Source organism: Veillonella seminalis, assembly GCF_003992065.1.
In the GTDB taxonomy this organism is placed as follows: domain Bacteria; phylum Bacillota; class Negativicutes; order Veillonellales; family Veillonellaceae; genus Veillonella_A; species Veillonella_A seminalis.
Genome location: NZ_RQUZ01000004.1, coordinates 109217 through 133644, shown reverse-complemented (window position 1 = coordinate 133644; position 24428 = coordinate 109217). Strand labels below are relative to the sequence as shown.

General features: G+C 41.2%; 22 protein-coding genes. All 22 read left to right on the top strand.

Annotated features, from left to right (window positions below; genetic code table 11):
* Nucleotides 1-165 precede the first annotated feature (165 nt).
* Complete coding sequence (locus tag EO126_RS03960; RefSeq protein WP_127007700.1) at nucleotides 166-2448, top strand: bifunctional dihydroorotate dehydrogenase B NAD binding subunit/NADPH-dependent glutamate synthase; 2283 nt, start codon at nucleotides 166-168, stop codon at nucleotides 2446-2448.
* 399 nt (nucleotides 2449-2847) lie between these two features.
* A complete protein-coding gene (locus tag EO126_RS03955; RefSeq protein ID WP_006556514.1) occupies nucleotides 2848-4896 on the top strand; it encodes a urocanate hydratase in 2049 nt (682 codons plus the stop codon).
* A gap of 96 nt (nucleotides 4897-4992) precedes the next feature.
* Nucleotides 4993-6237: an imidazolonepropionase gene (gene hutI / locus EO126_RS03950; protein WP_127007698.1), complete on the top strand. Its 1245-nt coding sequence runs from the start codon at nucleotides 4993-4995 to the stop codon at nucleotides 6235-6237.
* Nucleotides 6238-6496: 259 nt separating this feature from the next.
* Nucleotides 6497-7528, top strand: coding sequence for a GspE/PulE family protein (locus EO126_RS03945; protein WP_006556516.1), 1032 nt, complete (start codon nucleotides 6497-6499; stop codon nucleotides 7526-7528).
* A gap of 13 nt (nucleotides 7529-7541) precedes the next feature.
* The gene (locus EO126_RS03940) at nucleotides 7542-8651 is read left to right on the top strand and encodes a type IV pilus twitching motility protein PilT (protein ID WP_006556517.1); all 1110 of its coding nucleotides are present in this window, start codon (nucleotides 7542-7544) and stop codon (nucleotides 8649-8651) included.
* On the top strand, nucleotides 8638-9822 hold the full coding sequence (locus tag EO126_RS03935) for a type II secretion system F family protein (protein ID WP_006556518.1): 1185 nt from the start codon (nucleotides 8638-8640) through the stop codon (nucleotides 9820-9822). Before EO126_RS03940 ends, EO126_RS03935 begins: the two co-directional genes overlap by 14 nt.
* Nucleotides 9823-9867: 45 nt before the next feature.
* A complete protein-coding gene (locus tag EO126_RS03930) occupies nucleotides 9868-10281 on the top strand; it encodes a competence type IV pilus major pilin ComGC (RefSeq protein ID WP_040771367.1) in 414 nt (137 codons plus the stop codon).
* Between the two features lie 63 nt (nucleotides 10282-10344).
* Complete coding sequence (locus tag EO126_RS03925; protein WP_006556520.1) at nucleotides 10345-10950, top strand: prepilin peptidase; 606 nt, start codon at nucleotides 10345-10347, stop codon at nucleotides 10948-10950.
* A 402-nt stretch (nucleotides 10951-11352) separates the two neighbouring features.
* Nucleotides 11353-11832, top strand: a complete 480-nt coding sequence (locus tag EO126_RS03915; protein ID WP_006556521.1) for a hypothetical protein — start codon at nucleotides 11353-11355, stop codon at nucleotides 11830-11832.
* Nucleotides 11759-12385 carry a type II secretion system protein gene (locus tag EO126_RS03910; protein WP_151384938.1) on the top strand — a complete coding sequence of 209 codons (627 nt, stop codon included), beginning with the start codon at nucleotides 11759-11761 and terminating at the stop codon, nucleotides 12383-12385. Before EO126_RS03915 ends, EO126_RS03910 begins: the two co-directional genes overlap by 74 nt.
* The gene (locus EO126_RS03905; protein WP_006556523.1) at nucleotides 12363-12854 is read left to right on the top strand and encodes a hypothetical protein; all 492 of its coding nucleotides are present in this window, start codon (nucleotides 12363-12365) and stop codon (nucleotides 12852-12854) included. The genes EO126_RS03910 and EO126_RS03905 overlap by 23 nt, the downstream gene beginning before the upstream one ends.
* A 25-nt stretch (nucleotides 12855-12879) precedes the next feature.
* The gene (locus EO126_RS03900) at nucleotides 12880-13776 is read left to right on the top strand and encodes a type IV pilus biogenesis protein PilM (RefSeq protein WP_127007692.1); all 897 of its coding nucleotides are present in this window, start codon (nucleotides 12880-12882) and stop codon (nucleotides 13774-13776) included.
* Between the two features lie 39 nt (nucleotides 13777-13815).
* Nucleotides 13816-14328 carry a hypothetical protein gene (locus EO126_RS03895; protein WP_127007690.1) on the top strand — a complete coding sequence of 171 codons (513 nt, stop codon included), beginning with the start codon at nucleotides 13816-13818 and terminating at the stop codon, nucleotides 14326-14328.
* Nucleotides 14243-14767 carry a hypothetical protein gene (locus tag EO126_RS03890; RefSeq protein ID WP_006556526.1) on the top strand — a complete coding sequence of 175 codons (525 nt, stop codon included), beginning with the start codon at nucleotides 14243-14245 and terminating at the stop codon, nucleotides 14765-14767. The genes EO126_RS03895 and EO126_RS03890 overlap by 86 nt, the downstream gene beginning before the upstream one ends.
* A gap of 220 nt (nucleotides 14768-14987) precedes the next feature.
* Complete coding sequence (locus tag EO126_RS03885; RefSeq protein ID WP_127007688.1) at nucleotides 14988-15575, top strand: shikimate kinase; 588 nt, start codon at nucleotides 14988-14990, stop codon at nucleotides 15573-15575.
* Complete coding sequence (pfkA, locus tag EO126_RS03880) at nucleotides 15541-16500, top strand: 6-phosphofructokinase (RefSeq protein WP_006556528.1); 960 nt, start codon at nucleotides 15541-15543, stop codon at nucleotides 16498-16500. Before EO126_RS03885 ends, pfkA begins: the two co-directional genes overlap by 35 nt.
* Nucleotides 16501-16658: 158 nt before the next feature.
* Entirely contained in the window at nucleotides 16659-17735 is a 1077-nt protein-coding gene (locus EO126_RS03875; protein ID WP_127007686.1) for an efflux RND transporter periplasmic adaptor subunit, read from the top strand.
* Between the two features lie 11 nt (nucleotides 17736-17746).
* Nucleotides 17747-18571 carry an ABC transporter ATP-binding protein gene (locus EO126_RS03870; protein WP_127007684.1) on the top strand — a complete coding sequence of 275 codons (825 nt, stop codon included), beginning with the start codon at nucleotides 17747-17749 and terminating at the stop codon, nucleotides 18569-18571.
* Nucleotides 18564-19778 (top strand): ABC transporter permease, encoded by a 1215-nt coding sequence (locus tag EO126_RS03865; protein WP_127007682.1) that lies wholly within the window; start codon nucleotides 18564-18566, stop codon nucleotides 19776-19778. Before EO126_RS03870 ends, EO126_RS03865 begins: the two co-directional genes overlap by 8 nt.
* 130 nt (nucleotides 19779-19908) lie before the next feature.
* Nucleotides 19909-20361, top strand: a complete 453-nt coding sequence (locus tag EO126_RS03860) for a PaaI family thioesterase (protein ID WP_006556532.1) — start codon at nucleotides 19909-19911, stop codon at nucleotides 20359-20361.
* 380 nt (nucleotides 20362-20741) lie between these two features.
* Nucleotides 20742-21764: a phenylalanine--tRNA ligase subunit alpha gene (gene pheS / locus EO126_RS03855; protein ID WP_006556533.1), complete on the top strand. Its 1023-nt coding sequence runs from the start codon at nucleotides 20742-20744 to the stop codon at nucleotides 21762-21764.
* A gap of 11 nt (nucleotides 21765-21775) precedes the next feature.
* Entirely contained in the window at nucleotides 21776-24220 is a 2445-nt protein-coding gene (gene pheT, locus EO126_RS03850) for a phenylalanine--tRNA ligase subunit beta (RefSeq protein WP_006556534.1), read from the top strand.
* The last annotated feature ends 208 nt before the right edge of the window (nucleotides 24221-24428 follow it).

Sequence of the window (24428 nt, the reverse complement as noted above, 5' to 3'; positions counted from 1 at the left end):
TGGGTGTAGAATAAGTATTATGATGTACACAAAATTCATGTAGGATTGGTAGAATCAAAAGTGTTAGGTAACAGGATCGGTATAGGGAAAAAGAAACGCTGTACAGTTGCTGTCGGCATTAAAACCGGTCTGTAGGTATTTAGTCTCGCAAAGGAGTGAGTTCTCTTGTTCAAAATTGTAAGAAAAATCATATTACATGCGAATATGTACCAGTATGATATTTTAGCCCCACGTTTAGCCGAATCGGCTTTGCCGGGGCAATTTGTAATTGTGAAACACGGCGAATACGGTGAACGTGTACCGCTTACTATTACGGATTATGACCGTGAAGCCGGTACGGTAAGCATCGTTTTCCAAACATTGGGTGACTCTACGCAAAAACTTGCCAAATTGGAAGAAGGCGACTTTTTGACAGACTTTGTAGGCCCTTTAGGAAATCCGACTGACTTAGCGGAATTGTCTGATGAAGAATTGCAAAGTAAGAAAATTTTATTCTTATGCGGTGGTGTGGGTACAGCACCGGTTTATCCGCAGGTTAAATACTTAAAATCTCGCGGTTGTGCTGCCGATGTTATCATTGGGGCCCGTAATAAAGATTTAATTATTTACGAAGAACAGATGCGTTCCGTAGCCGGTAATTTGTACTTGGCTACCGATGACGGCTCCACCGGATTCCATGGTAATGTAGTAGCCTGCATGAAAGACTTAATCGCTAACGATAAAGAATATAATCACATTGTGGCTATCGGTCCGATGATTATGATGAAATTTGCTACCATTGCGGCTAAAGAATTGAACATTCCAATCGTTGTATCTTTGAACTCCATCATGGTTGACGGTACCGGCATGTGCGGTGCTTGCCGTGTTACCATCGGTAATGAAGTTAAATTTACTTGCGTTGACGGTCCTGAATTTGACGGCTATTTGGTAGATTTTGACAATGCTATGCAGCGTCAGACTATGTACAAGTGCGAAGAAGGTCGTAAATTAATTCGTGAAATGGATAAAGCTCATCCGAACCCTGATTGCACTTGTCGTTCCGAAGAAAGTGCTGAAACGACAGAACTTACAGATAAGGCAAAACGTATTCCGGTTCGTGAACAAGATCCGGCTGTACGTGCTACCAATTTTGAAGAAGTTTGCTACGGTTACAGTCAGACAGAAGCAATGCTCGAAGCTCAACGTTGCTTGAACTGTAAAGTGCCGCGTTGCGTTGAAGCCTGTCCGGTACATATCAATATTCCGGGATTTATTCAAGCGTTAAAAGCAGGGGATATTGAAGAAGCCGGTCGTATTATTGCAGAACAAAGTGCCTTACCGGCTATTTGCGGTCGTGTTTGCCCGCAGGAAGAACAGTGTGAAGGTGCTTGCGTTATGGGGATTCGTAACGAAGCGGTGGCCATCGGTAAATTGGAACGCTTTGTAGCCGATACAAACTTGGCTAATGGCGTGGTGTTCGGTGAAAAAGAACCTTCTAAGGGCATTAAAGTTGCCGTTATCGGTTCCGGTCCTGCCGGTCTCAGCTGTGCCGGTGACCTTGCTAAAAAAGGCTATGATGTAACCGTATTTGAATCGCTTCACAAATTGGGCGGCGTATTGGCGTATGGCATTCCTGAATTCCGTTTGCCGAAAGATCGCATCGTAAATAAAGAAGTTGAAAACATCAAGAATTTGGGCGTTAAGTTTGAAACTGACGTTATCATCGGTCGTACTGTAACAATTGATCATTTGATGGATAAAGAAGACTTCAAAGCGGTATTCATCGGTTCCGGTGCGGGGCTTCCTAAATTCATGCACATTCCGGGCGAATCATCAAACGGTGTTTTATCGGCCAATGAATTTTTGACTCGTGCCAACCTTATGAAATCTTATGACGATACGTATGATACACCGATTGCCATCGGTAAAGTGTGCGTAACGGTTGGGGCCGGTAATGTGGCTATGGATGCGGCTCGTACGGCTCTTCGTTTGGGATCCGAATCTAAGATTGTATATCGTCGCAGTGAAGAAGAAATTCCGGCTCGTGCCGAAGAAGTCCATCACGCTAAGGAAGAAGGAGTTGAATTCAATTTATTGACCAATCCGATTGAAATTCTTCACGATGATAAAGGTTGGGTAACCGGCGTTAAATGTATCAAAATGGAATTAGGTGAACCGGATGCATCCGGTCGTCGTCGTCCAAAGGAAATCGCCGGCTCCGAATTCGTTATTCCTTGTGATACGGTTATTATGTCACTCGGTACCAATCCGAACCCATTGATTCGCTCTACCACCAAAGGCCTTGATACCGAGGCTTGGGGCGGTATTATTGCCGATGAAAAAGGTGCTACCACCAGACCGGGCGTTTTTGCCGGCGGTGATGCGGTAACCGGGGCAGCTACCGTTATTTTGGCTATGGGTGCCGGTAAACAGGCTGCGAGTGCCATTGATGAGTATTTGTCCAAATAATCGGCAGACGGATTACATGCGGATTATATTAGCTCACAGATATACAGTAGGCTAAAAACAAAATAAAATGTAAAAAAGCAGTTTCTAAGTTCGGTTACTTATAAGTTGTACAACTTTGTGACCATGTGACTTAGAAACTGCTTTTATTATTTTCAAGATGATTCACAGTTATTTTGTCAAATTTTTAGTGATTTACGGATAAATTACTAAAAAAGCTTAGAATTAATCAAAATTATAATTCAAATTATGTTGGATTTTCTTGGACGTTTTTCAGATTAGAATTATTTAAAATACAAGTAAGAAGGTAGTAAATATACGCATAAGTGTAATTGTATGTACCAAGTGTATGAACCGACAAATGGAATTTGTCAGTCGTAATTTTGCAAAAGGGGTGGACCTATGAATAACGCAACTGTACAATCTGCAATGACAATCAAACTTGACTTCTCCAAGGGCTTACCGCCAAAGAAAACCTTCCAAGAAGGCATTCGTCGGGCACCTGACCGCGGTTTTCGTTTGACTCCGGAACAAACCGAAGTAGCACTTAAAAATGCGTTACGCTATATTCCGGAAGAATATCATGATGAATTGATTCCTGAATTCTTGGAAGAATTGACCACACGCGGTCGTATCTATGGTTACCGTTTTCGCCCTGAAGGCAATTTACATGGCAAACCAATCGACGAATATAAAGGTAAATGTGTGGAAGGGAAAGCGTTCCAAGTTATGATCGACAACAACTTGGACTTTGCTGTAGCTCTTTATCCGTATGAACTCGTTACTTATGGTGAAACCGGTAGCGTATGTCATGACTGGATGCAATATTTGCTCATTAAACGCTATTTGGAAGAATTGACTCAAGATCAGACCCTCGTTGTGGCATCCGGTCATCCGGTAGGGTTATTCCGCTCCAAACCGGAAGCTCCGCGCGTAATCATTACAAACGGTATGATGGTTGGCTTGTTTGATAATTTAAAAGACTGGGAAATCGCCGAAGAAATGGGCGTTGCTAACTATGGTCAAATGACAGCCGGCGGTTGGATGTACATCGGACCGCAAGGTATCGTACACGGTACCTTTAATACAATTTTGAATGCCGGTCGTATGAAACTCGGTATTCCGGTAGACGGCGATTTAAGCGGTAAATTATTCGTTACGTCCGGCTTGGGCGGCATGAGCGGTGCTCAAGGTAAAGCAGCTGAAATTGCCAACTGTGTAGCAATCATTGCCGAAGTAGACTATTCCCGCATCAAAACTCGTTTGGATCAAGGCTGGATTTCCGGTGTGTCCGACTCCATTCCTGAAGTTATTAAAATGGCGCAAGATTCCATGGCTGCCAAAGAAGGTAAAGCCTATGCTTACCATGGCAACATCGTTGATCTCCTCGAATACATCGCTGAACATGACGTTCACGTTGATTTGATTTCCGATCAGACTTCCTGTCATAATGTATATGACGGCGGTTATTGTCCGAAAGGCATTACCTTCGAAGAACGTACTCAAATGTTGGCTGAAGATCCTGCTAAATTCCATGGTCTTGTTAATGAAACTTTGAAAGCTCACTTTGTAGCTCTTAAAAAATTAACGGCTAAAGGCATTTACTTCTTCGACTATGGCAACTCCTTCATGAAAGCCGTGTATGATGCAGGCGTTAAAGAAATTTCGAAAAACGGAATCGATGAAAAAGACGGTTTCATTTGGCCAAGTTATGTAGAAGATATTATGGGTCCACATCTTTTCGATTACGGCTATGGTCCGTTCCGTTGGGTATGCCTCAGCGGTAAACCGGAAGATTTGCACAAAACCGACCAGGCAGCCATGGAATGTATTGAAGTAGATCGTCGTTACCAAGACCGCGATAACTATAACTGGATTCGCGATGCTGAAAAGAATAAGATGGTAGTCGGCACGCAGGCTCGTATCTTGTACCAAGACGAAGTAGGTCGTGTACGCATTGCACTTCGCTTTAACGAACTCGTTCGTTTAGGCGAAATCGGACCGGTTATGCTCGGTCGTGACCATCATGACGTATCCGGTACAGACTCGCCGTTCCGTGAAACATCCAATATTAAAGACGGTTCCAATGTTATGGCCGATATGGCTATCCAAACCTATGCAGGGAATGCGGCTCGCGGTATGAGCTTAATTGCGCTTCATAACGGCGGCGGTACCGGTATCGGTAAAGCCATCAACGGCGGTTTCGGCCTCGTACTTGACGGCAGTCATCGTGTGGATGAAATCATTCGTTCTGCTTTATCCTGGGACGTTATCGGAGGTGTAGCTCGTCGTTCTTGGGCTCGTAATGAACATGCTATGGAAACGGCTGTTGAATTCAACAAATCCCGTGCCGGCGTTGGTCATATTACGATTCCGTTCGTAGCCGACGATGCCAAAGTAAAAGCTGCGGTTGCCAAAGTATATCCGACTGCTAAAGTCATTAAAGATTAAAGCAAATAGGGGTACTAAATACTCCGCATAAAGGCGTATAATAGAAGTACAGATATTAACTAATAGAACATTAATACTAATCGAAAGGAGCTGAATATGGGAGACCAATTGCTTATAAAAAATGCTGCTCAAGTCGTAACACCGGTAGGTCATACGGCACTTAAAGGGGCAGCTATGAAAGATATCAAAATCTATGAAAACGCCTCTGTTCTCATCGAAGACGGCCGCATTACGGCCGTCGGTGACGAGACGGAATGGGCAAAAACGGTTCCGGCAGATAAACAAATCGATGCTACCGGTAAAACCGTATTGCCGGGTTTCGTAGATTCTCATACCCACTTCGTATTCGGCGGTTACCGTGCCGATGAATTTCTATGGCGCATGGAAGGCATGACGTATATGGAAATCATGGAACGGGGCGGCGGTATCAACAACACCATGAAGGCGACTCGCGAAGCCTCCGGGGAAGAGTTGATTGATCACAGCATGGATATTTTGAAAAAAATGCTCGCTTTTGGTATTACCACGGTGGAAGGTAAGAGTGGTTACGGTATGGACCACGATACGGAGCTCAAACAGCTGGAAGTCATGAAAGAATTGGAAAAGCGCCAGCCCGTAGAAATTGTGCGCACCTTTTTGGGGGCGCACTCCATTCCGCCGGAATATAAAGGTCGTAACGAAGAATTCTTGGAATTCCTTATTAAAGAAGTTATGCCGGACGTTAAAAAAGCAGATCTCGCTCAATTCTGTGATATCTTCTGTGAAAAAGGCGTTTTCTCCATTGAAGAAAGTCGCAAATTCTTGCAACAAGCCAAAGATATGGGCTTTGACTTAAAGATTCATGCCGATGAAATTGTAACCTTGGGCGGTGCCGAACTGGGTGCCGAACTTGGCTGTACCTCGGCCGATCACTTATTACATGCATCCGATGAAGGTATTAAAGCATTGGCAAATAGCGATACGGTAGCCACTTTGTTACCGACCACCGCATTTTGCCTCAAAGAACCGTTTGCACCGGATCGCAAAATGATTGATGCCGGTTGTGCCGTAGCACTCGCTACCGACTTCAATCCGGGCAGCGGTTTTACCAACTCTGTACCTCTTATGATTGCTCTCGGTGTTATCTATATGGGCATGACTGCCGAAGAAGCCATTACGGCTCTTACCTTAAATGGGGCTGCCGCTGTTGGACGTGCGGATAAAATCGGCTCCATTGAAGAAGGTAAACAAGCAGACCTTGTTATCCTTCAATACCCATCCTACAAATTCTTGCCGTACCATACGGGCGTGAATATTGTAGAAACGGTAATTAAAAAAGGTAAAGTCGTTCACCAGGCGTAAGAACAACATAGCCTTTAACAATTAAACTTCAAATAAAACTTCAAACTTCTTCATACATGTTTATACCTCGTTTAAAACACTCTTTAGTCGTTTTTGATAGCCAATATGTCAGGTTGGCTACGATAAAGGCGATTAAAGGGTGTTTTTTGTGTGCTCAGTCATACTGTCAGTGCCAATGAGCACCATTGGTGGATTTAAGCAGGAATTATATTTAAAAAAAAGAAATCTTCTCTTGTAGCAGGGTATAAAGGAGGCGATTATGTTTCATGTTGAATTAGAGTTAGACCGATTGATTGGTCAGGCTGTTAGGGAGAAGGCCAGTGATATTCACTTTGATGCTACTAAAGAAGGTGCCTTAATTCGTTTTCGAATTGATGGAGTGCTCAATGTATTTGAGCAAATAGAAAAGAATATTGCAGATAAGTTAATCAATCGAATAAAAATTTTAAGTGGTATGGATATCAGTGAAAAGCGTCTGCCACAAGATGGCCGTTGGTGTTGGCAAGATAAAAATAAAAAGGAGATCATGCTTCGTGTTTCATCACTATCCTCAGTCTATGGGGAGACTATTGTATGTCGTATAGTGGGAAATGAAAATTGCTACAAAAGTTTATCAGAACTTGGGATGGCTGATGAGATGATTCAAACTGTAACTGAATTATTACATAGACCGTATGGCTTATTATTAATTTCAGGACCAACCGGTTCCGGTAAAACGAGTACTTTATATGCATTGCTTAGGATGCTAAATACAGTGACAGATAATGTAATATCTTTGGAAAATCCTGTAGAAGCGGATATACCGGGGGCAATACAGGTACAAATAAATCCTAAAGCAGGGTTAACTTTTCCTAAGGCATTACGAGCTGTTTTGAGACAAGATCCGGATACGATTATGGTCGGAGAAATTCGTGATCGTGAGACCGCTGAATTGGCAGTTCAAGCAGCTTTAACAGGACATCGTGTTTTGGCAACTATTCACACTAATACTGCACTAGGGGTAAGAGAAAGATTGCTTGATATGGGAATAGAAGATTATTTAGTACGAGCTACTTTGTTGGGTGCTATAGCACAACGTTTAGTGCGGCGAATAACTAGCTCGGGGATTTGTGGACGTATGGCAATATATGAATTATTGGCGTTACCAAATAAAGCAATTGACTGGCAAAATTGTGAACAATATGTAAATCCGACATTGAGAAGATCTGCAGAACGTGCTGTAAGAGAAGGATTAACAACAGAAGATGAAATAAGACGAAGTGGTATCGAAATAAAGGGGATTCAAATATAGCGGGTGATTTTTTATGGGTTTGAGTGCTTTATTGTTAAAAGCAATTGCTGAAGGTGCAACAGATATTCATCTTGAAAGTAACCAGGAGCCTTATTTTCGCTTAGGTAATGATTTAGTTAGACATGAAGGGGTTAAAGTGTCAGATACTTTATTTTCAGAAATTATTACGGCAAGTGAACGAGGCTATTGGAATGTGAAAAATGGGGATAATAAGCAGTTAAATATATGTACGGGAAAACAGGAAATAGGAGAAGTATCATTGGACCAAGTAGCTGATACCCGTAAATTATATAAAACTTTTTCAAAAGATAGTGCATTTTCATTTCAAAATATTAGAGTAAGGGTTCATTTATATCGTGCTAAACAACAGCGTTGTGGTACGTTACGTATTTTATATAATCAGTCCTTAGCTATGCCGGATGGGGAAGCCGGAAAACTGCTACATCGTATTGTTCATTTGCAAGAAGGATTAGTTCTTGTTACCGGGCCTACAGGATCAGGTAAAAGTTATACCTTGGCTACTTGTTTACAATGTATTAATGAAGAGAGTCATAAACATATTATTACATTAGAGGATCCTATTGAGTTTTCTTTTGAAAATAAGCAAAGCTTAATTCATCAGAGGCAATTAGGTCAGGATATGGAATCCATGGCAGCAGGAGTTCGTGATGCATTACGTGAAGATCCGGATGTGATTATGATTGGAGAGTTGCGCGACCGTGAGACTTTAGAAGCGGCATTACATGCTGCTGAAACAGGTCATTTAGTATTTGCTACTTTACATACACAACGAGCAGTAATGGCTATTAACCGGATGATATCAGTTTTTCCTGCGTCTCAACAGGAAGAAGTAAGAGCTCAATTATCTCAAGTGTTAAGGGCAGTATTATGTCAACGCTTATTAAGGTTTGATAAGAATTTTGTCGTAGTACGTGATATTTTATTGAATACACCGGCCGTAGCAAATTTGATACGGCAACGTAAGGAGCCTCAAATTGTTTCAATTCAAGAGACTCAGCCACCAATGCAGACTATGGAAATGGCGGTGGCAGCACTAAAGAGTAAATGGGGAAACCGTAGTGAATTTAAGGAGGTATTAGAGCAGTCTTATGAAGCAATATAAATATAGAGCATTCGATGCAAAGGGGGTGATACAAGAAGATACCATATGGGCTGATTCGAGTGAAGAAATTGTGCAAAAGCTACAATATCAGGGGTGTCAAATTATTGGTATTATACCTATAAAGTGTTCTGCAAAAGATTTGTCAAAGTGGCGTTATAAAGATATTATAGAGTTTTCGTATCGTATGTCTTTATTATTGGAGGCCGGTATTTCTATACGCCGGGTTATGCAATTTTTGAGCGCAAAGCCGATAAAACATATCCCTTATTCAGCAATTAATGAAGCGGTACAGAGAGGAAATTCTCTTTCTCAGGTTTTAAGGAGCTTTGGATTTCCTAGTATAGGTTGTGCCTTATTACAAGCTGGTGAGGCTGCAGGAACGCTAGGATATAGCTTTAAACAAATCAAAGAGTATTATGAAAAACAATGGGCATGGCGACGACAGTTGAGTGGTGCGGCTGCATACCCGGTTTTTCTTTTGATGCTTATGTTGATATTTATAGGTGTTACAGTTACTTTTATATTGCCAACATTTAAAAAGGTTTTTAATTCGATGCAAGTACCGTTACCATTTATAACCAGAATACTCTTTAATTTTGGTGATTTAGTTACGGCACATTTATATTTATGCATTGCATTATCTTTAGGGTTAGTGTTTGGGAGTTGGTGTCTGTGGCACCAAAAAGATTTTCGTTTGGTTGTATTAAAATATATTTGGCAACATGGATGTGGGCATGAGTGGTTTGATTGCTTTTTTCTGGCCAGAATTACAAAAGTGTGGGCAATTTTATTAGAAAGTGGCTTAACAATAACTGATACGCTGGTATTAACTAAATCATTATGGGGTAATACTTATGCTACTTTATTGCAAACTCAAGTATTGGATTTATTGTCTAAAGGGACTTCTTTTGCAAATGCTTTGGAAAAATCTAATTTAGGGAATAGGTTTCTTTGGGAATTAATTACTATTGGAGAAGAAACAGGTGACATGGTGGATATGTTAAATCATGGAGCTACCTATTATGATCAATTAACCACTCGATATATGACTAAGGTACAACAATTATTAGAGCCGATTATGGTATCTCTTATGGGGATAGGGGTAGCTATATTAGTTATTGCTGTTATGTTGCCTATGTTTAATGCCGTTACAGCGATGCAACATGTTTAGTAATTGAGTGTTAGGAGGATGTTTGGAGTGGAAAATGTATCAATTATGTCTATTAAAGAAAGAGTTAAACAGTGGTTGGTATCATATCATAAAGCTTTACGTGATAAACGTAACAAAGAAGGCGGCTTTACGCTAGTTGAGTTAATGGTTGTTGTGGCTATTATAGCTATTTTGGCAGCTGTGGCAATGCCTCAATTTTTATCTGCCGGAGATAAGGCGCGTGATGCAAAAATTAAGGCGGATACACAGACAATTGCAAATGCGGCTCAACTTTATATGGTAGATAAGGCGACTGATGAAGTTCCGTCCGTAGATGATTTATATAAAGCCGGCTATTTGTCTGAATTAGTAAAAACACCTAAAGGTGGTGAGTATGCCGTTACTTTTGAGAATAATGCAGGTGGTACCGGAACTCATATTGTAGTAACGGCAACTGATAGTACTAATAATGCAAACTAGTTTTATAAATATTTATATAATTACGTGTATTTAGTGCATTAAAAGGGGCATAATGGTTAGTATATGTGGTTGCTCAGCAGTATAGGCAGTTTAAGTGGTGCGTTGGCCGGTTTTACCGGATTCTATCTCTTGAAAGAATTTGATATAGGACGAGAACGGCGTTCTAAATTAATAATGTTAATTTATATTTTGATAGGAGCTTTTTGCGGATTAATTTGTAGTCATTTAATGACGGATATAATTGAAATTTTATTAACTATTATCTTCGGTTTTACTCTCTTTATGGGTGCTACCATCGATAAGTATTTCCTGATTCTTCCTGATGAGGGTGCTGTTTTTTTGCTCATATGTGGTTTAACTCGAATATGGTTATTGGACATTTCATTATTACAAGCTGTTAAAGTGGCTGGAATTATATTAGTGGGAGGTTATTTGTTCAGTAAATTAACTCATAATGGTTTGGGGCTTGGAGATGTAAAGTGGTGTAGTGTATTTGCATTATGGTTATCTCCTTTTGCGTTATATCAAACTGTTTTATTGGCTTTTGTTGGGGGAACCGGTTGGGTTATTTTCTACTACCTATATTCAGGGCGAATGCTACGTATACTACCATTTGGTCCTTTTTTATGTGGTGCAGCGGCTATTATGTATTTTTTAGAAAGTCTATGACTAATTTTATGAGATATATTACTTCTAGAAAAGGCACTGATAGTGTAACTAATAATTGTAGAAGCGGTTTTTTGCTAATCGAAGTTTTAATATATAGTACACTTTTAATTTTATTAATAAGTATGGCACAGATTGCTATATCAAAGACTATGAGCGAATCTTTGCAATTTGATCGAGTTAGTCGATTATTTTATTACACTATTAAGAGAACACAGTTGCTTTCATTTAATGGTAGTGCCGGTTCATTAATATCACCATTAAATACAATTTATGTAAATGAGTCAGAATATAAGGAAAATCTATATGCAACTCTATGGGGAAATCAAATTATTGTATTGCCTGATTCTATGAAATTAGTGAATAATTCGCAAACAAAACAGGAGATGTATTTGGGGAGTTATGATGGGCAGAATAATGTATATAGCTATGAAATTTATGACTATGTATTACGAAAATATCGTAAGTATATTTTTTCGCAACAAACGCCTAGGATTCGATGGATTGAAGGAACATTCTAAGGGGTATTTATATGCTGAGGCCTTAGGTGGGACTATAATTATAGCTATATTTATTTTGACTATTACAGTAATGATAGGAACTGCAATTCTTCAGTGGAGAAGTGCTAAACAGGCACAGGTGATTGTGCAAGTTGCTATTACTGCTATGGAGGAAGGAAAATATAACTATCAACGATTTGGACAGTTAGGAGAATTACCATTGGTACAAGAACCTTATAAGTTGGTTCGTGTTATTAATTCTAAGCAGGTACACAACATGATTGTAAAAGAATTAGAGGTAACAGGTTATTATGACAATCAAGAAATACTTCATTTTTCCACATATATTTGGCCGGGATTGTTACCTAATAAGGAAGAAGAATGAATCAGGTTTTTTACTGGTTGAATTATTAATTAGTACTATGATTATTTGTGTAGCACTAGGCACATTGCTTAGTTTAATGATTACCTCTGTACAGTGGGTACAACAATGGCAAATTGAAAATGAGGTCTTATTAGATAGTATGACAACACGATTGACAATAGCTAATTTTGCTAAACAGTCAGATAAGCCTATCACGGTAGGTCGTACAGGGAACTATATTTTATATGATGGGTTTCGGTGGTTTGGTATTGAGGAACTTGAAGCAAGGCGAGTTTTAAGCGATGGGCAAAAACAGGCGTTATCTTCTAATACAATTAGTCCGAGTTGGGGGCTCTTAATGGTAGAGCCTGTCAATGGGTGTAAGCCGTTTGAGCAAACTTCACCAGATAGTCCTGTTCATATGAAATGGTTATTTAAAGTTGTAGGTGCAGCTAATAAAAGAAATGGTAATCAGTTTGAAATGATGACGGATATTACAGTTTTTCCAAATTTAAGCTACTTTCAATTTTCACCGCCGAGGAGTCGATATATTGACAAAAAAATTGATAATTGATAAATGTAAATACTGTTCTTCTTGGTTTATGAAGAAAACAAGAACGAATGCTTATCATAATGGAGGCTTTTTTACATATATAGGGCTTATTATAGGGACTGTTTTACTATTATTTTGGTCAGCTATGAGTGATGAAATAAATGTTATCGTAGGAATAACACATGATGAAATAGCTTTAACCGCTATAAATTATAGAGCGGAAGGTATTATTGGCTGTTTATTAAGGGAATATAGTGAAAAAGGTGATATAATGCCTGTACAACATGAAGTAGTATATGAAAATGAAGGTGTTAATACGGTAACGTATATATTAAATCGGCCGGGAAACTATAGTAATGTTGGTGATTTTACTGTTCAATACAGAAATACAGTTACTGGTCAGCGCGTATCATATTCAGTACGATTTAGTGAAACACCGGGACCATGGCCTAAATCTATTAAAGTGGAAAGAGTAAGTCGTTTACAGTAAGGTATTAAAAAGGGGTTGTTAGGGAATGAGCTCAGGCTTTATCGGAATTGCTATGGGAAATAAGCAGACAGTTGCTATTGGTATGACAAAGACTAAGCAGGGAATAATTATTAATGATATTATTGTTGAAAAACGTCAAGATTCTTTATTAAATGATTGTAAGCGGTTAGTAAGTACATATTCTTTGGAAGAAATACCTATAGGAATTACTGCTGTAAGTGAACGGCAAGAAAAAGTTATAGTAACTCCATCACTATCTCGTTTGGAGATAAAACAGATGTTACATTGGTCGGTGCCGGAATTTGTTACATGGCCGGAAGGATCATATTATTTTGATTTTGTATCTATAGATTTGCCTAATCAAGAGAGAATTTCAGGCAGAGATAAATTAATATATGTGGTGGCATTAAAAAAGGAACAGATTGCAGAATTAGCTACAGGAGTTTTAAAGGGCGGTGGTAATCTTAAAATTATTGATTATGCACCTGGGCCTATAGCACATCGTTTTGTTGAAAAAGAAGGGGCCGTTATTGGAATTGTTCATCAAGACACTTTGGAATTAACCGGCTGGTATAATTGTGTGTGTCTTTGTACTAAAAATGTTTCTTTTGTTGATATTGATATAATGAAAGAATTAGAAGAAATTGAAATGACTTTATTTAGCTATGGGGTTAGTGGGATTGCAGGTGTTTATTTTTATGAAAAATTACAGTGGCAATTAAGTGAAGATGATCGTTTAGCTGTTTTTGAAAAATATAGTAAGCTTACAAGTATTCCATTTGAAAAAATTGAAGAAGTAGAGTTACGAGAATCTTCAATGATTGAAAGGTCTGATCCGTTTTTAGTTGATATGGCCATAGGTTTGGCTTATCGGGGAATAATAAAAGAAAAAATTAAAAAGGGGTTAATATACAAGATTTAGAAATGAGTGTAACATTCAATTGATGGCAGGTGATACGATATGAATTTTATGTTATTGCCATTTCGATGTGAGTATTATTATAAGCATTATAAAAGTCTAATAATTATTATTAGTCTTATTTTTTCTGCTTTAACAATGTCTTTTTGGTTAATAGCAATCTATTGGTATCATGATAATAAAATTTTAAGCGATGAGATAGGCCAATTGGAAAACGCAGGTAAGGCTAATCATATAGCCGCTCAAAATTATGATAAAATTTTAAAAATAAGATTGAAAAAGGAAATGAAACATAGTATAACACAAAGTATTTTGTTACATATTGTAGATTCTGCAGGTTCAGAAATTATTTTGGATACGATTGTTTTTACAGATGATGGTTTTACTATAACAGGTATGTGTACTAAGCCGGAGATTGCATTAGCTTTTAGTCAGAAAATCAAAAATACGTTGAAAGGAGTTACTATTAATGCAAAACAAGGAATTGATGCAAATCGTAAAATACATACATTTCAATTATCTGGAAAGTATGAAAAGAATAAATCTCAATCCTAAATATGTACAACGAATTATAAGTAGTTATATTATTTGTACTTTATTGGGTGCGGGACTTGTAATTTGGTTTCATCATGAACAATCCGGTTTGTTGGCTATGAAGGAAAATCAGCGTTTAAAGAATGAAGCAGAGCAAATCGTTGTAAGTAGTCCGGCCTATGAATTAATTATGGCAACAGACAAGAAAGAAATTACGGAAGAAGCTATCAAAGATAAGCTCATGAAATATATAAGCGGTAAAGTATTAACAATTGTTGCTATAGAAGAGTCGGAGAATAAAAAAAGGAATATACTTGCCGTAGAAGTGGTTGGTGATTTACGCGAGTATTTTACTGTGGCAGAAGAAATCAGTGCCGATAACCCTCAATTAAAAATAGAGCCAAAGCAACTGAATAAACAAAATAATCAACTTCATATCCAATTTACTATCAGCTCTTAACTTAAAGCCGTGACTTTTGTCATGGCTTTTTTTAATACGCTTTTCATCCAAATCCTAAACATTTTCTTAACTTCTTTAAATCCTATTCGTTTTGTACTTTTACTAAATGCTGTGATGTAGTAAAATAAAATCAAATGGGTATCATACATGATGAAGAGACGGTAATAGGTAACCGTTTGTGATTATGTATGACACAATCTGTAATAGGCGGGATTAAGTAATGAAACGAAATATAATTTTAATCGGTACTATGGGGAGCGGCAAAAGTCATTTGGGACGCAACTTGGCAGAAGCCAAAGGTTGGCAGTTCGTTGATACGGATCGGCTTTTGGAGCGGCGCTATAATTTGCCCATAGCCGAAATTTATGAGAAGCTCGGCGAGAAGATGTTTCGCTCGGCGGAACGAGAAATTTTAAAGAAAGTTTGCATGTATCATGAGTGTATTATTTCCGTAGGCGGTAATTTTCCCCTTGATGTACGGACGGTACGATATTTACAGCGGTATGCGTATATTATCGGTATTCGGGCAGCCGAGTACCGCATAGTGAAGCGGGTGAATCGTCGTATTGGTAAACGGCCGACCATGGATTATAACGATGTGGCCGGTTTTGTAGAAACGATGATGCAACGCTGGAAACCGGTGTATAAGAAGTGCGATTGTGTCATAGACACTACTTATGGTCGCACTGAAAATTTAATTGATTCAATCCACGAAACGTTAAAACGAGATGGCGTGAAATTCAAAAAAAGACGTCCTATGGGGGTAGAGCAACATGAAAAATATTGCAATTCTAACGAGCGGCGGTGATGCGCCGGGCATGAATGCGGCGGTGCGTGCCTTAGTACGTAAGGGGATTTACGAAGGTTTACACGTATATGGCATTAGCCGCGGCTATGAAGGGCTTTTAAAAAATGATTTTGAATCTTTGAATCGTCGTGATGTAGGGGCTATCGTCAATCGTGGCGGTACCATGCTCAAGACGGCTCGTTGCACGAAGTTTAAAGAGCTTGAAAACCAGCAAAAAGCAGCTCAGATTTTACGTGACCGTGAAATAGATGCGTTGGTTGTTATCGGCGGTGACGGTTCCATGGCCGGTGCTATGGCACTTGCTAAGCAGGGAATTCCGACGATTACGATTCCGGGCACTATTGATAATGATATGTGCGGTACGGAGTATACCATTGGTTTTGACACGGCGCTTAATACGGTTGTTGACGCTGTCAGTAAGATTCGTGATACCACAACGGCGCATGATCGTGTGGCCATCGTTGAAGTAATGGGGCGCAGTGCCGGTCATTTGGCGGTGCGTGCCGGTCTTGCTTGCGGCGCCGAAATGGTGCTTATTCCCGAAAAGCCGATGAGTCTTGATGAAGTGTGCGATCAGCTTCGCATTTCCCATAATGCGGGTAAAACAAACAGCATCATCATGGTGGCTGAAGGGGCGTATCACAGTTTTGAGGTGTGCGGCTATATTAACAAACATCTCAACATTTCGCCGAGTGTTACCGTGCTTGGCTATTTGCAACGCGGCGGCTCACCATCGGCTCGTGATGCGGCTATGGCGGCTCTCATGAGTGAAAAAGCAATTGATGCTCTCCTGGAAGGCAAGAGTAATTGCCTGACGGCTGTTTTGAACGGTAAAATTGAAATGGTGCCGTATGAAGAAGGCTGCACTCGTTGTTATCCGATTAGTGAAGCGGAATATGAACTTATTTCTGTATTAGCTCGGTAATTTTCATAAATTGCTTATTAGTGAAATCTATAATTATTATCGATTATACATACAAGCTGATAAGCCCTTCTTTACTGTATAGTCGAGAAGGGCATTTTATATTGTATGAAGCTTTGAGAGAACGTATTATCCAGTCTTTAAGTAAAGGAGTTAAGCACATGTGGCGGACAAAAAAGTTTTGGGGGATACTCATCCTGATATTGCTGATATTGGGTGGTGCCTTTTATTATTTTAAATCAAAAGGTAACACGCAGCAGACCTCGTATACAACGGGGATGGTAGAGCGGGGGAATATTGCCCAGGTTATTACTTCGACGGGTACCATCAACCCGACAAATTATGTAGATATTTCCACTAACGTGGCCGGTACGTTGGAAAAAGTATTGGTTAAAGAAAATGACCATGTAACGCAAGGTCAGGTCATTGCGACTATCGACGCTCGCCAGTTACAGGCTGTAGCCGACGATGCGAAAGCAACGTTAGAAAATTCCAAGAACGATTTAGATCGTTACAGTACCTTGGTAAACCAGGGCGCTATTCCGCAACAGACTTACGATACAGCGCTTATGAATTACCAAAAAGCACTGGCTGCCTATGATCGTGCTGTGGCCAACTTATCCGATACGACGATTACGTCGCCTATGGACGGTACGGTTATCGGTACGCCGTTAAAAGCGGGTCAGACCATCAGTACCGGTATTTCTACACAGATGATTATCGCAACAGTAGCGGATTTGAGCAATCTTGAAATTTATTTAACAGTTGACGAAACGGATATCGGCAGTGTTAAAAAAGGGGCCCGTGTAGATTTCACGGTTGACGCTCATCCGGGCAAAACATTTACCGGTTATGTCAGCGATATTGCGTTAGGTACTAAAGGTAATATGGGTACCACCAGCAGCAGTGTAGTGTACTATACGGTTAAAGTAGCTATTTCACCGAGTGATGCAGCTAACTTCTTCCCGACTATGACGGCCCGTGCTACGATTTACGGTGATGAACGCAGCAATGTATTGGTTGTGCCATTGGCTGCCGTACGTACCGACAAAGTGGGCGAATATGTATATGTAATTAAAAACGGTCAGCCGGAACGAACCAGCGTAACGACCGGTATTACCGGTGAAACGACGATTGAAATCGTTAAAGGCTTGAACGAAGGCGACGAAATTGTTGTCAGTGGTGATGTAGGCTCTACAAATACGAAGAAGACTAACTCCGGCGGGTCGATGTTCTAGGAGGAATGCAGATGAAACAAGCAGTCATTTCACTGGAAGGAATTACCAAAACCTATGTTAACGGTAAGCTCGTGGTGCCTGTATTACACGGCATTGACCTCAATATTTATGAAGGAGAGTTTACGTCTATCATGGGGCCGTCCGGTTCGGGTAAATCTACGTTCATGAACATTTTGGGCTGCCTTGATCGACCTACGTCCGGCTCGTATAAATTGGACGGCGAAGAAGTAGCTACTTTGAGCGATGATGAGCTCGCTTTTGTCCGTAATAAACGTATCGGGTTTGTGTTCCAGAGTTTTAACCTGTTGCCGAAATTGACGGCTCAGGATAATGTGGCTTTGCCTATGGTATATGCGGGCGTGCCTAAGAAGGAACGTAATGAACGGGCCGCTTATTTGTTGGACTCTTTGGGGCTCGGCGATCGTCTCGACCATTTGCCGTCCGAACTATCTGGTGGTCAGCGTCAGCGTGTAGCTATTGCCCGTGCGTTGGCGAACGATCCGTCTATTATCATGGCGGACGAACCGACCGGTAACTTGGATTCCAAATCCAGTGTCGATGTTATGAATATTTTTACAAATTTATATAATGAAGGGCGTACCATTATTTTGGTTACTCATGAACCGGATATTGCGACGTATGCGAGTCGTAATATCGTGCTTCGTGACGGCTATATTGTGGAAGATAAACAAAATCCGAATATGGCCGGTTTACAACCGGTACCATCGGCTCAGCCGATTCAGCCGGTGCAGGTTCCTACCGAATCGGTAGCTGTGTCGGAAGCAACGGCTCAAAAAGCGGTAAAGCCGGGAAAAGGAGGGGAGCCTCATGTATAAAGAAGGATTTTTAATGGCGTGGGCCTCCCTGGTAGCTAATAAGATGCGTTCCCTCCTTACTATGTTGGGGATTATTATCGGGGTAGCGGCTGTAATTGCCCTTGTATCCATCGGTTATGGGGTGCGTAGCCAAATTCAAGATTCCATCTCCAGCTTAGGGAGTAATTTGCTCATGGTATATCCGGGGGCTCCGCGTACACCGGGTGTTCGTCCGACTGCAGACTCCCAGAAAACGTTAAAGCTTGAAGATTACACGACGATTTCCCATTTACAAGATGTGGATATGGCATCACCGGTTTCAGCCGGGAGCTCGTACGTTGTAATTTATACGAATAAAAACTGGACTACCAGTGTTAATGGCGTAAACGCCGATTTTCAGTACATTAACAACTGGACTGTAAAATCCGGCCGTTTCATTACGGCTTCGCAAGTAGAACGTCGTGAACGTGTAGCGGTTATCGGTAATACGGTAGCGACGAATTTGTTCGGCACGGAAGATCCGGTAGGTAAAGATATTCGTATTAAAAATAACCCGTATAAGGTTATCGGCGTGCTCGAAAGCAAGGGGTCCGGCAGTTTCGGTAATGATCAGGACGATGTTATCTATATTCCGTATACAACGGGTATGGAACGTTTGCAAGGTGTTAACTATCTGCGTATGATTTATATTAAAGCGAAAGACGGCGTAGACCTTAATCGCTTGCAAACAGACGTAGAAAATATTTTGCGTGTTCGTCACAATATTAAGAATCCGGAACTTGATGATTTTAACGTTCGTAATATGGCTACTATCATGGCAACGGTTGAAGAAACCACGGCCACTATGACCTTGTTCTTAGGTGCCGTAGCTGCCATTTCGCTCATTGTCGGCGGTATCGGCATCATGAACATCATGCTCGTATCCGTTACGGAACGTACCCGTGAAATTGGGGTTCGTAAAGCATTAGGGGCGACCTATCGCGTTATTGTTATGCAGTTCCTCATTGAAGCTGTTGTAATCAGCTTGGTCGGTGGTGCCATCGGTATCTTGGTTGGTATCGGAGCATCGAAGCTAATCGGGGCATTAACAAGTATGAAGACGGTTATTTCTATGGGACCGATTCTTTTATCCTTCGGTTTCTCCATGGCTATCGGGCTCATATTTGGATTATATCCGGCCCGTAAGGCTGCTAAATTGAATCCGATTGACGCATTGCATTACGAATAATGACGCATTGCATATATTAGACGTATTGCAAATCTTAATTGATGTAACAAATATTATATAATAAGCGCGTATATGGTAACTTAGCATATACGCGTTGTATTATAAGGTTATAAGGGAAGGGAGTGTAGTTGTGAGTAAAAAACAAGAAATGCGTACACTGGTCGATTTTTTTGACAATATGTGTAATCAACATACCTTTGATTGGTCGAAGTATACCCATGTAACCGGTGGCGATCCGGGTCATTTGGAAATGATGTTTGACACAGATAAGGTAAAACACGGTAATTTTATCGGTAATGTGCACGGTGGCGTTTATATGAGTCTCGCCGATACAGTTATGGGCGTATCTTGCTTTACATTGGGGAAACGGGTGGTAACACTCGAGATGAAAGGCAATTTCGTAAAAGCTGTTAAAGCCGGTGAAAAGTTGCGTGCTGTAGGAAATGTGGAGCACAACGGCAATCACACTATGGTCACAACGGGCCGTTTGTATAATACGGTGGGTGACCTTGTGTATATGAGCACCGGTACTTTCTACGTAATCGATAAATTTGAAATGCCTGATTTACCTTGGCGTGTATAAAGCGTTTTAAAGCGTAAATCTTTTTGACAGAATGCGTGAGAGTTGATATACTAACACATAGATTAATAAAAAACTCAGTCGTACCGGCGTTTTTCAAAGCTCTCTTTGAGGTTTGACAGATGTGTCGGCATGATGAGTAGATATTACGGCGATGACAAAATCGGCGCCGCATAGGTGTTTTTCAGAGAGTGAAGCAATGGTGCGAGTTTCATAAATACGATGCGGAAAGCCTTTCCTTTTGGAGCCATGGATTGAACTACAGTAGATTCATCGTGTGACCGCGTTAAGGTTATTGAGTACTAATTAGGGTGGTACCGCGAATGTTATACCTTCGCCCCTTGCCGGGGCGGAGGTTTTTTTGTTTTAGGAGGTTGTGACGGATGGAAGAATTATTAAAATCCCTGAAAGCGCAAGCGGCGGAGCTTATTCAAAAAGCTACCGATTTGCAAGCTTTACAAGATGCCCGCGTTAAATTTTTAGGTAAAAAGGGCGAAGTGACCGCATTATTAAAAGGCCTCGGCAAATTATCCGCCGAAGAACGCCCACGCATGGGTGCGTTGGTAAATACGGTACGTCAAGAATTGGAAGCCATGATTGACGATGTACAGGCAAAACTTGAAGCCGAAGTGTTGGCTGCTAAACTCGGTGCGGAAGAAATCGATATTACCTTACCGGGCCGCGCTACTCGCCAAGGTCATGTGCATCCGCTCACGGCTGTTAATGATGAAATTGAACGCTTTTTCATGAAAATGGGCTATACCGTTGCGGAAGGTCCTGAAATTGAAAGCGATTACTTCAACTTTGAATGCTTGAATTTACCGGCCGATCATCCGGCTCGCGATATGCAGGATTCCTTCTACATTACCGATTCCGTATTGCTCCGTACACATACTTCGCCGATACAGGCTCGTACTCTTCAGAGTCAGGAACCGAATAGCCCTGTACGCATGATTGCACCGGGCAAAGTTTATCGTTGGGACTATGACGCCACTCACTCCCCGGTATTCCATCAAGTAGAAGGCCTTGTAGTGGACAAAGGCATTACCTTTGCCGATTTGAAAGGTACTTTGGAACTGTTCTTACGCCACATGTTCGGTGAAGAAACGAAAGTTCGTTTCCGTACCAGCTTCTTCCCGTTCACGGAACCGAGTGCGGAAGTTGATATCTCCTGTTGCATGTGCGGCGGCGAAGGTTGCCGTGTATGCTCTCACACCGGCTGGCTCGAAATCCTCGGCTGCGGCATGGTTCATCCGAACGTGTTGACCATGAACGGCTACGATCCGAACGAAGTGCAGGGTTTTGCCTTCGGTATGGGTGTTGAACGTATTGCGATGCTCTTGTACGGTATCGGCGATTTACGTTTATTCTATGATAATGATATGCGTTTCTTGAAGCAGTTCTAGGAGGTACGACGATGAAAGCTAGTTTAACATGGATGAAGGACTATGTTCCTGTAGACACAACGAAACCGGCTCAGGAACTGGCCGATGTATTAACGCAGGCAGGGATTCCGGTAGAAGATGTTATCTCGATGGATCCTGGTTTGAAAAAGATTTTTACCGGTAAAATTATTGAAATTACAAAACATCCGGATGCCGATAAATTACAGGTTTGCCAGGTAGCTTGTCTCGATGACAAAACGGGCGAAGAAATTACAAAACAAATCGTAACGGCTGCAACAAATGTGGCTGTTGGTCAGGTGGTACCGGTTGCGTACCATAAATCCCGTTTGGCTGACGGTACGGAAATTAAAAAAGGCAAACTTCGCGGTGAAGTATCTGACGGTATGTTCTGTTCCGTAGCAGAATTGGGTATTCCTAAAGATATGGTTATGCCGGGCGAAGGGGAAGGCATCTACATTTTGCCGGAAGGTACGCCAATCGGCATGGATATTCGTGATGCAGTTATGCTCAATGACATCGTATATGAATTCGAATTGACCCCGAACCGTGCGGACTGCTTCTCCATGATTGGTTTGAGTCGTGAATTTGCGGTTTTGACAAAATCTCAGAATACGGAACCGACTGTTAAAGTAAATGAAAATGGCAGTGCTGTGAATGATATGGTGAAAATCGGCATTGATGATGCTGAATTGTGCAGCCGTTTCATGGCGCGTGTTATCAGCAATGTTAAAGTAGGTCCATCTCCGTTATGGCTCCAGAACCGTTTGCGTAACGGCGGTATTCGCCCAATCAATAATGTAGTGGACGTAACGAACTACGTTATGCTCGAATACGGCCAACCGATGCATGCTTATGATTATGATAAAGTAGCCGGTCATCAATTGACGGCCCGTGCCGCTAAAGCCGGAGAAGCGTTAAAAACTTTGGACGGTACTGATCGTGAATTAACAACGGATATGCTCGTTATTGCCGATGCGAACGGCCCTGTAGGGGTTGCCGGCGTTATGGGCGGACTCGATAGCGAAGTAACCGACGCAACTACTACGATTATCCTGGAAGCCGCTGTATTTAAAGGTTCTTCCATTCGTCGTACTGCTCGTGCGCTCGGTATGCGCAGTGAAGCATCAGGCCGTTTTGAACGCGGCGTGAATGCTGAATATACACCGGTGGCACTTAATCGTGCAGCTCAGTTGTTGCAGGAATTGACGGAAGATATTACGGTAGCTAAAGGTGTGGTGGATGTATATCCGGCTCCGGCTGAAGCTCATACCGTATCCTTCACCGTAGCAGCTGTTAACAGCTACTTGGGTACCGATATTTCTGTGGAACGTATGCAGGAAATTTTGACTACCTTGTCTTTCACTTGGTCTCAAGATGGGGATGTAATTACCGTAGGTGTACCGTCCTGGCGCGGTGACGTAACGGTTATGCCGGATATTGCCGAAGAAGTAGCACGTATTTACGGTTACGATTTCATTCCGAATACAACGCCATGGGCTAATCTTAACAGCGGTACCATGAGTGATAAAAAATTGCTTGCTAAAGCAATTCGTCAGACTTTGGTAACACAAGGTCTCAGCGAAATTATTACGTTCAGCTTCATGCATACGGACAGCCTTAAAAAATTACTCATTCCGGAAACAGACAGCCGTTATCAGGCAGTACCTATTTTGAATCCGATTACGGAAGAATTTCCGGTAATGCGTACTACGTTGATTCCTAGTATGCTTGATACGGCGGCTCGTAACTTGGCTCAAAAGAACCATGATTTGTGGTTATTCGAAGCCGGTGCGATTTACGAACCGAAAGCTTTGCCAATTACTGAATTACCGGTTGAAAAATACCATGTAAGCGGTTTTATGATGGGCAAAACGACGGAATTGCAATGGGCACAGCCACAGCGTGAAACTGATTTCTACGATGTGAAAGGTGTGTTGGAAGCGGTTCTTAAGGAACTTCGCATTGAAGCTGAGATTGAACGCTCCAAAGAAACGTATCTCCATCCGGGCGTAAGTGCTCAGTATGTTGTAGACGGTACGGTTATTGCTACGTTGGGTGAGGTTCATCCGCAAGTAATGAAAGCCTATGATTTACCGGGTAAAGCTTATCTCTTTGATATCGATGTAACGGCTATCTTGGAATTGACTCGCGGTCAGCTTCGTTATCAAGGAATCAGTAAATTCCCAGGCACCAGCCGTGACCTTGCTATCGTAGCACCTAAGACGGTGTCTTCCGAAGCTATCAGCCAAGTCATTTATGAAAAAGGCGGTCAATATTTGGAACGCGCATTCGTATTTGACGTGTATGAAGGGGCTCACATTGAAGAAGGCCATCGCAGCTTGGCCTACAATTTATCCTTCCGCAGCAATGAAGGTACATTGACGGATGAAGATATTCAGCCGACGATTGACGACATTTTGGCTGCCTTAGCTGAATTAGGTTGCAAATTACGCTAATTCAAGCAAACGTTATAGGTCATCCGCCGATTTTGATTGCTAAAACAGATTGGGGGGACCTCGTAAGGTTGCAAAATATGTCAATTAGTAGTAAAATACATTAACTGATTAAATAACAGATAAGCCGCTATATTGTGCGACCGCACAGTATAACGGCTTATTTTGCCATATATTTTAAGGAATGTGATATAATTTTATATAGAAATAT

What these genes read in the sequence shown, in the direction of transcription:
- EO126_RS03890 (WP_006556526.1), top strand. Translation starts at nt 14,243, where the DNA reads ATGCAAAACAAGGAATTGATGCAAATCGTAAAATACATACATTTCAAT.
- pfkA (WP_006556528.1), top strand. Translation starts at nt 15,541, where the DNA reads ATGAAAAATATTGCAATTCTAACGAGCGGCGGTGATGCGCCGGGCATG.
- EO126_RS03900 (WP_127007692.1), top strand. Translation starts at nt 12,880, where the DNA reads ATGAGCTCAGGCTTTATCGGAATTGCTATGGGAAATAAGCAGACAGTT.
- EO126_RS03935 (WP_006556518.1), top strand. Translation starts at nt 8,638, where the DNA reads ATGAAGCAATATAAATATAGAGCATTCGATGCAAAGGGGGTGATACAA.
- EO126_RS03910 (WP_151384938.1), top strand. Translation starts at nt 11,759, where the DNA reads ATGACAATCAAGAAATACTTCATTTTTCCACATATATTTGGCCGGGAT.
- EO126_RS03865 (WP_127007682.1), top strand. Translation starts at nt 18,564, where the DNA reads ATGTATAAAGAAGGATTTTTAATGGCGTGGGCCTCCCTGGTAGCTAAT.
- EO126_RS03945 (WP_006556516.1), top strand. Translation starts at nt 6,497, where the DNA reads ATGTTTCATGTTGAATTAGAGTTAGACCGATTGATTGGTCAGGCTGTT.
- EO126_RS03895 (WP_127007690.1), top strand. Translation starts at nt 13,816, where the DNA reads ATGAATTTTATGTTATTGCCATTTCGATGTGAGTATTATTATAAGCAT.
- EO126_RS03875 (WP_127007686.1), top strand. Translation starts at nt 16,659, where the DNA reads ATGTGGCGGACAAAAAAGTTTTGGGGGATACTCATCCTGATATTGCTG.
- EO126_RS03870 (WP_127007684.1), top strand. Translation starts at nt 17,747, where the DNA reads ATGAAACAAGCAGTCATTTCACTGGAAGGAATTACCAAAACCTATGTT.
- EO126_RS03930 (WP_040771367.1), top strand. Translation starts at nt 9,868, where the DNA reads ATGTCTATTAAAGAAAGAGTTAAACAGTGGTTGGTATCATATCATAAA.
- hutI (WP_127007698.1), top strand. Translation starts at nt 4,993, where the DNA reads ATGGGAGACCAATTGCTTATAAAAAATGCTGCTCAAGTCGTAACACCG.
- EO126_RS03915 (WP_006556521.1), top strand. Translation starts at nt 11,353, where the DNA reads ATGGGCAGAATAATGTATATAGCTATGAAATTTATGACTATGTATTAC.
- EO126_RS03885 (WP_127007688.1), top strand. Translation starts at nt 14,988, where the DNA reads ATGAAACGAAATATAATTTTAATCGGTACTATGGGGAGCGGCAAAAGT.
- pheT (WP_006556534.1), top strand. Translation starts at nt 21,776, where the DNA reads ATGAAAGCTAGTTTAACATGGATGAAGGACTATGTTCCTGTAGACACA.
- EO126_RS03955 (WP_006556514.1), top strand. Translation starts at nt 2,848, where the DNA reads ATGAATAACGCAACTGTACAATCTGCAATGACAATCAAACTTGACTTC.
- EO126_RS03940 (WP_006556517.1), top strand. Translation starts at nt 7,542, where the DNA reads ATGGGTTTGAGTGCTTTATTGTTAAAAGCAATTGCTGAAGGTGCAACA.
- EO126_RS03925 (WP_006556520.1), top strand. Translation starts at nt 10,345, where the DNA reads ATGTGGTTGCTCAGCAGTATAGGCAGTTTAAGTGGTGCGTTGGCCGGT.
- pheS (WP_006556533.1), top strand. Translation starts at nt 20,742, where the DNA reads ATGGAAGAATTATTAAAATCCCTGAAAGCGCAAGCGGCGGAGCTTATT.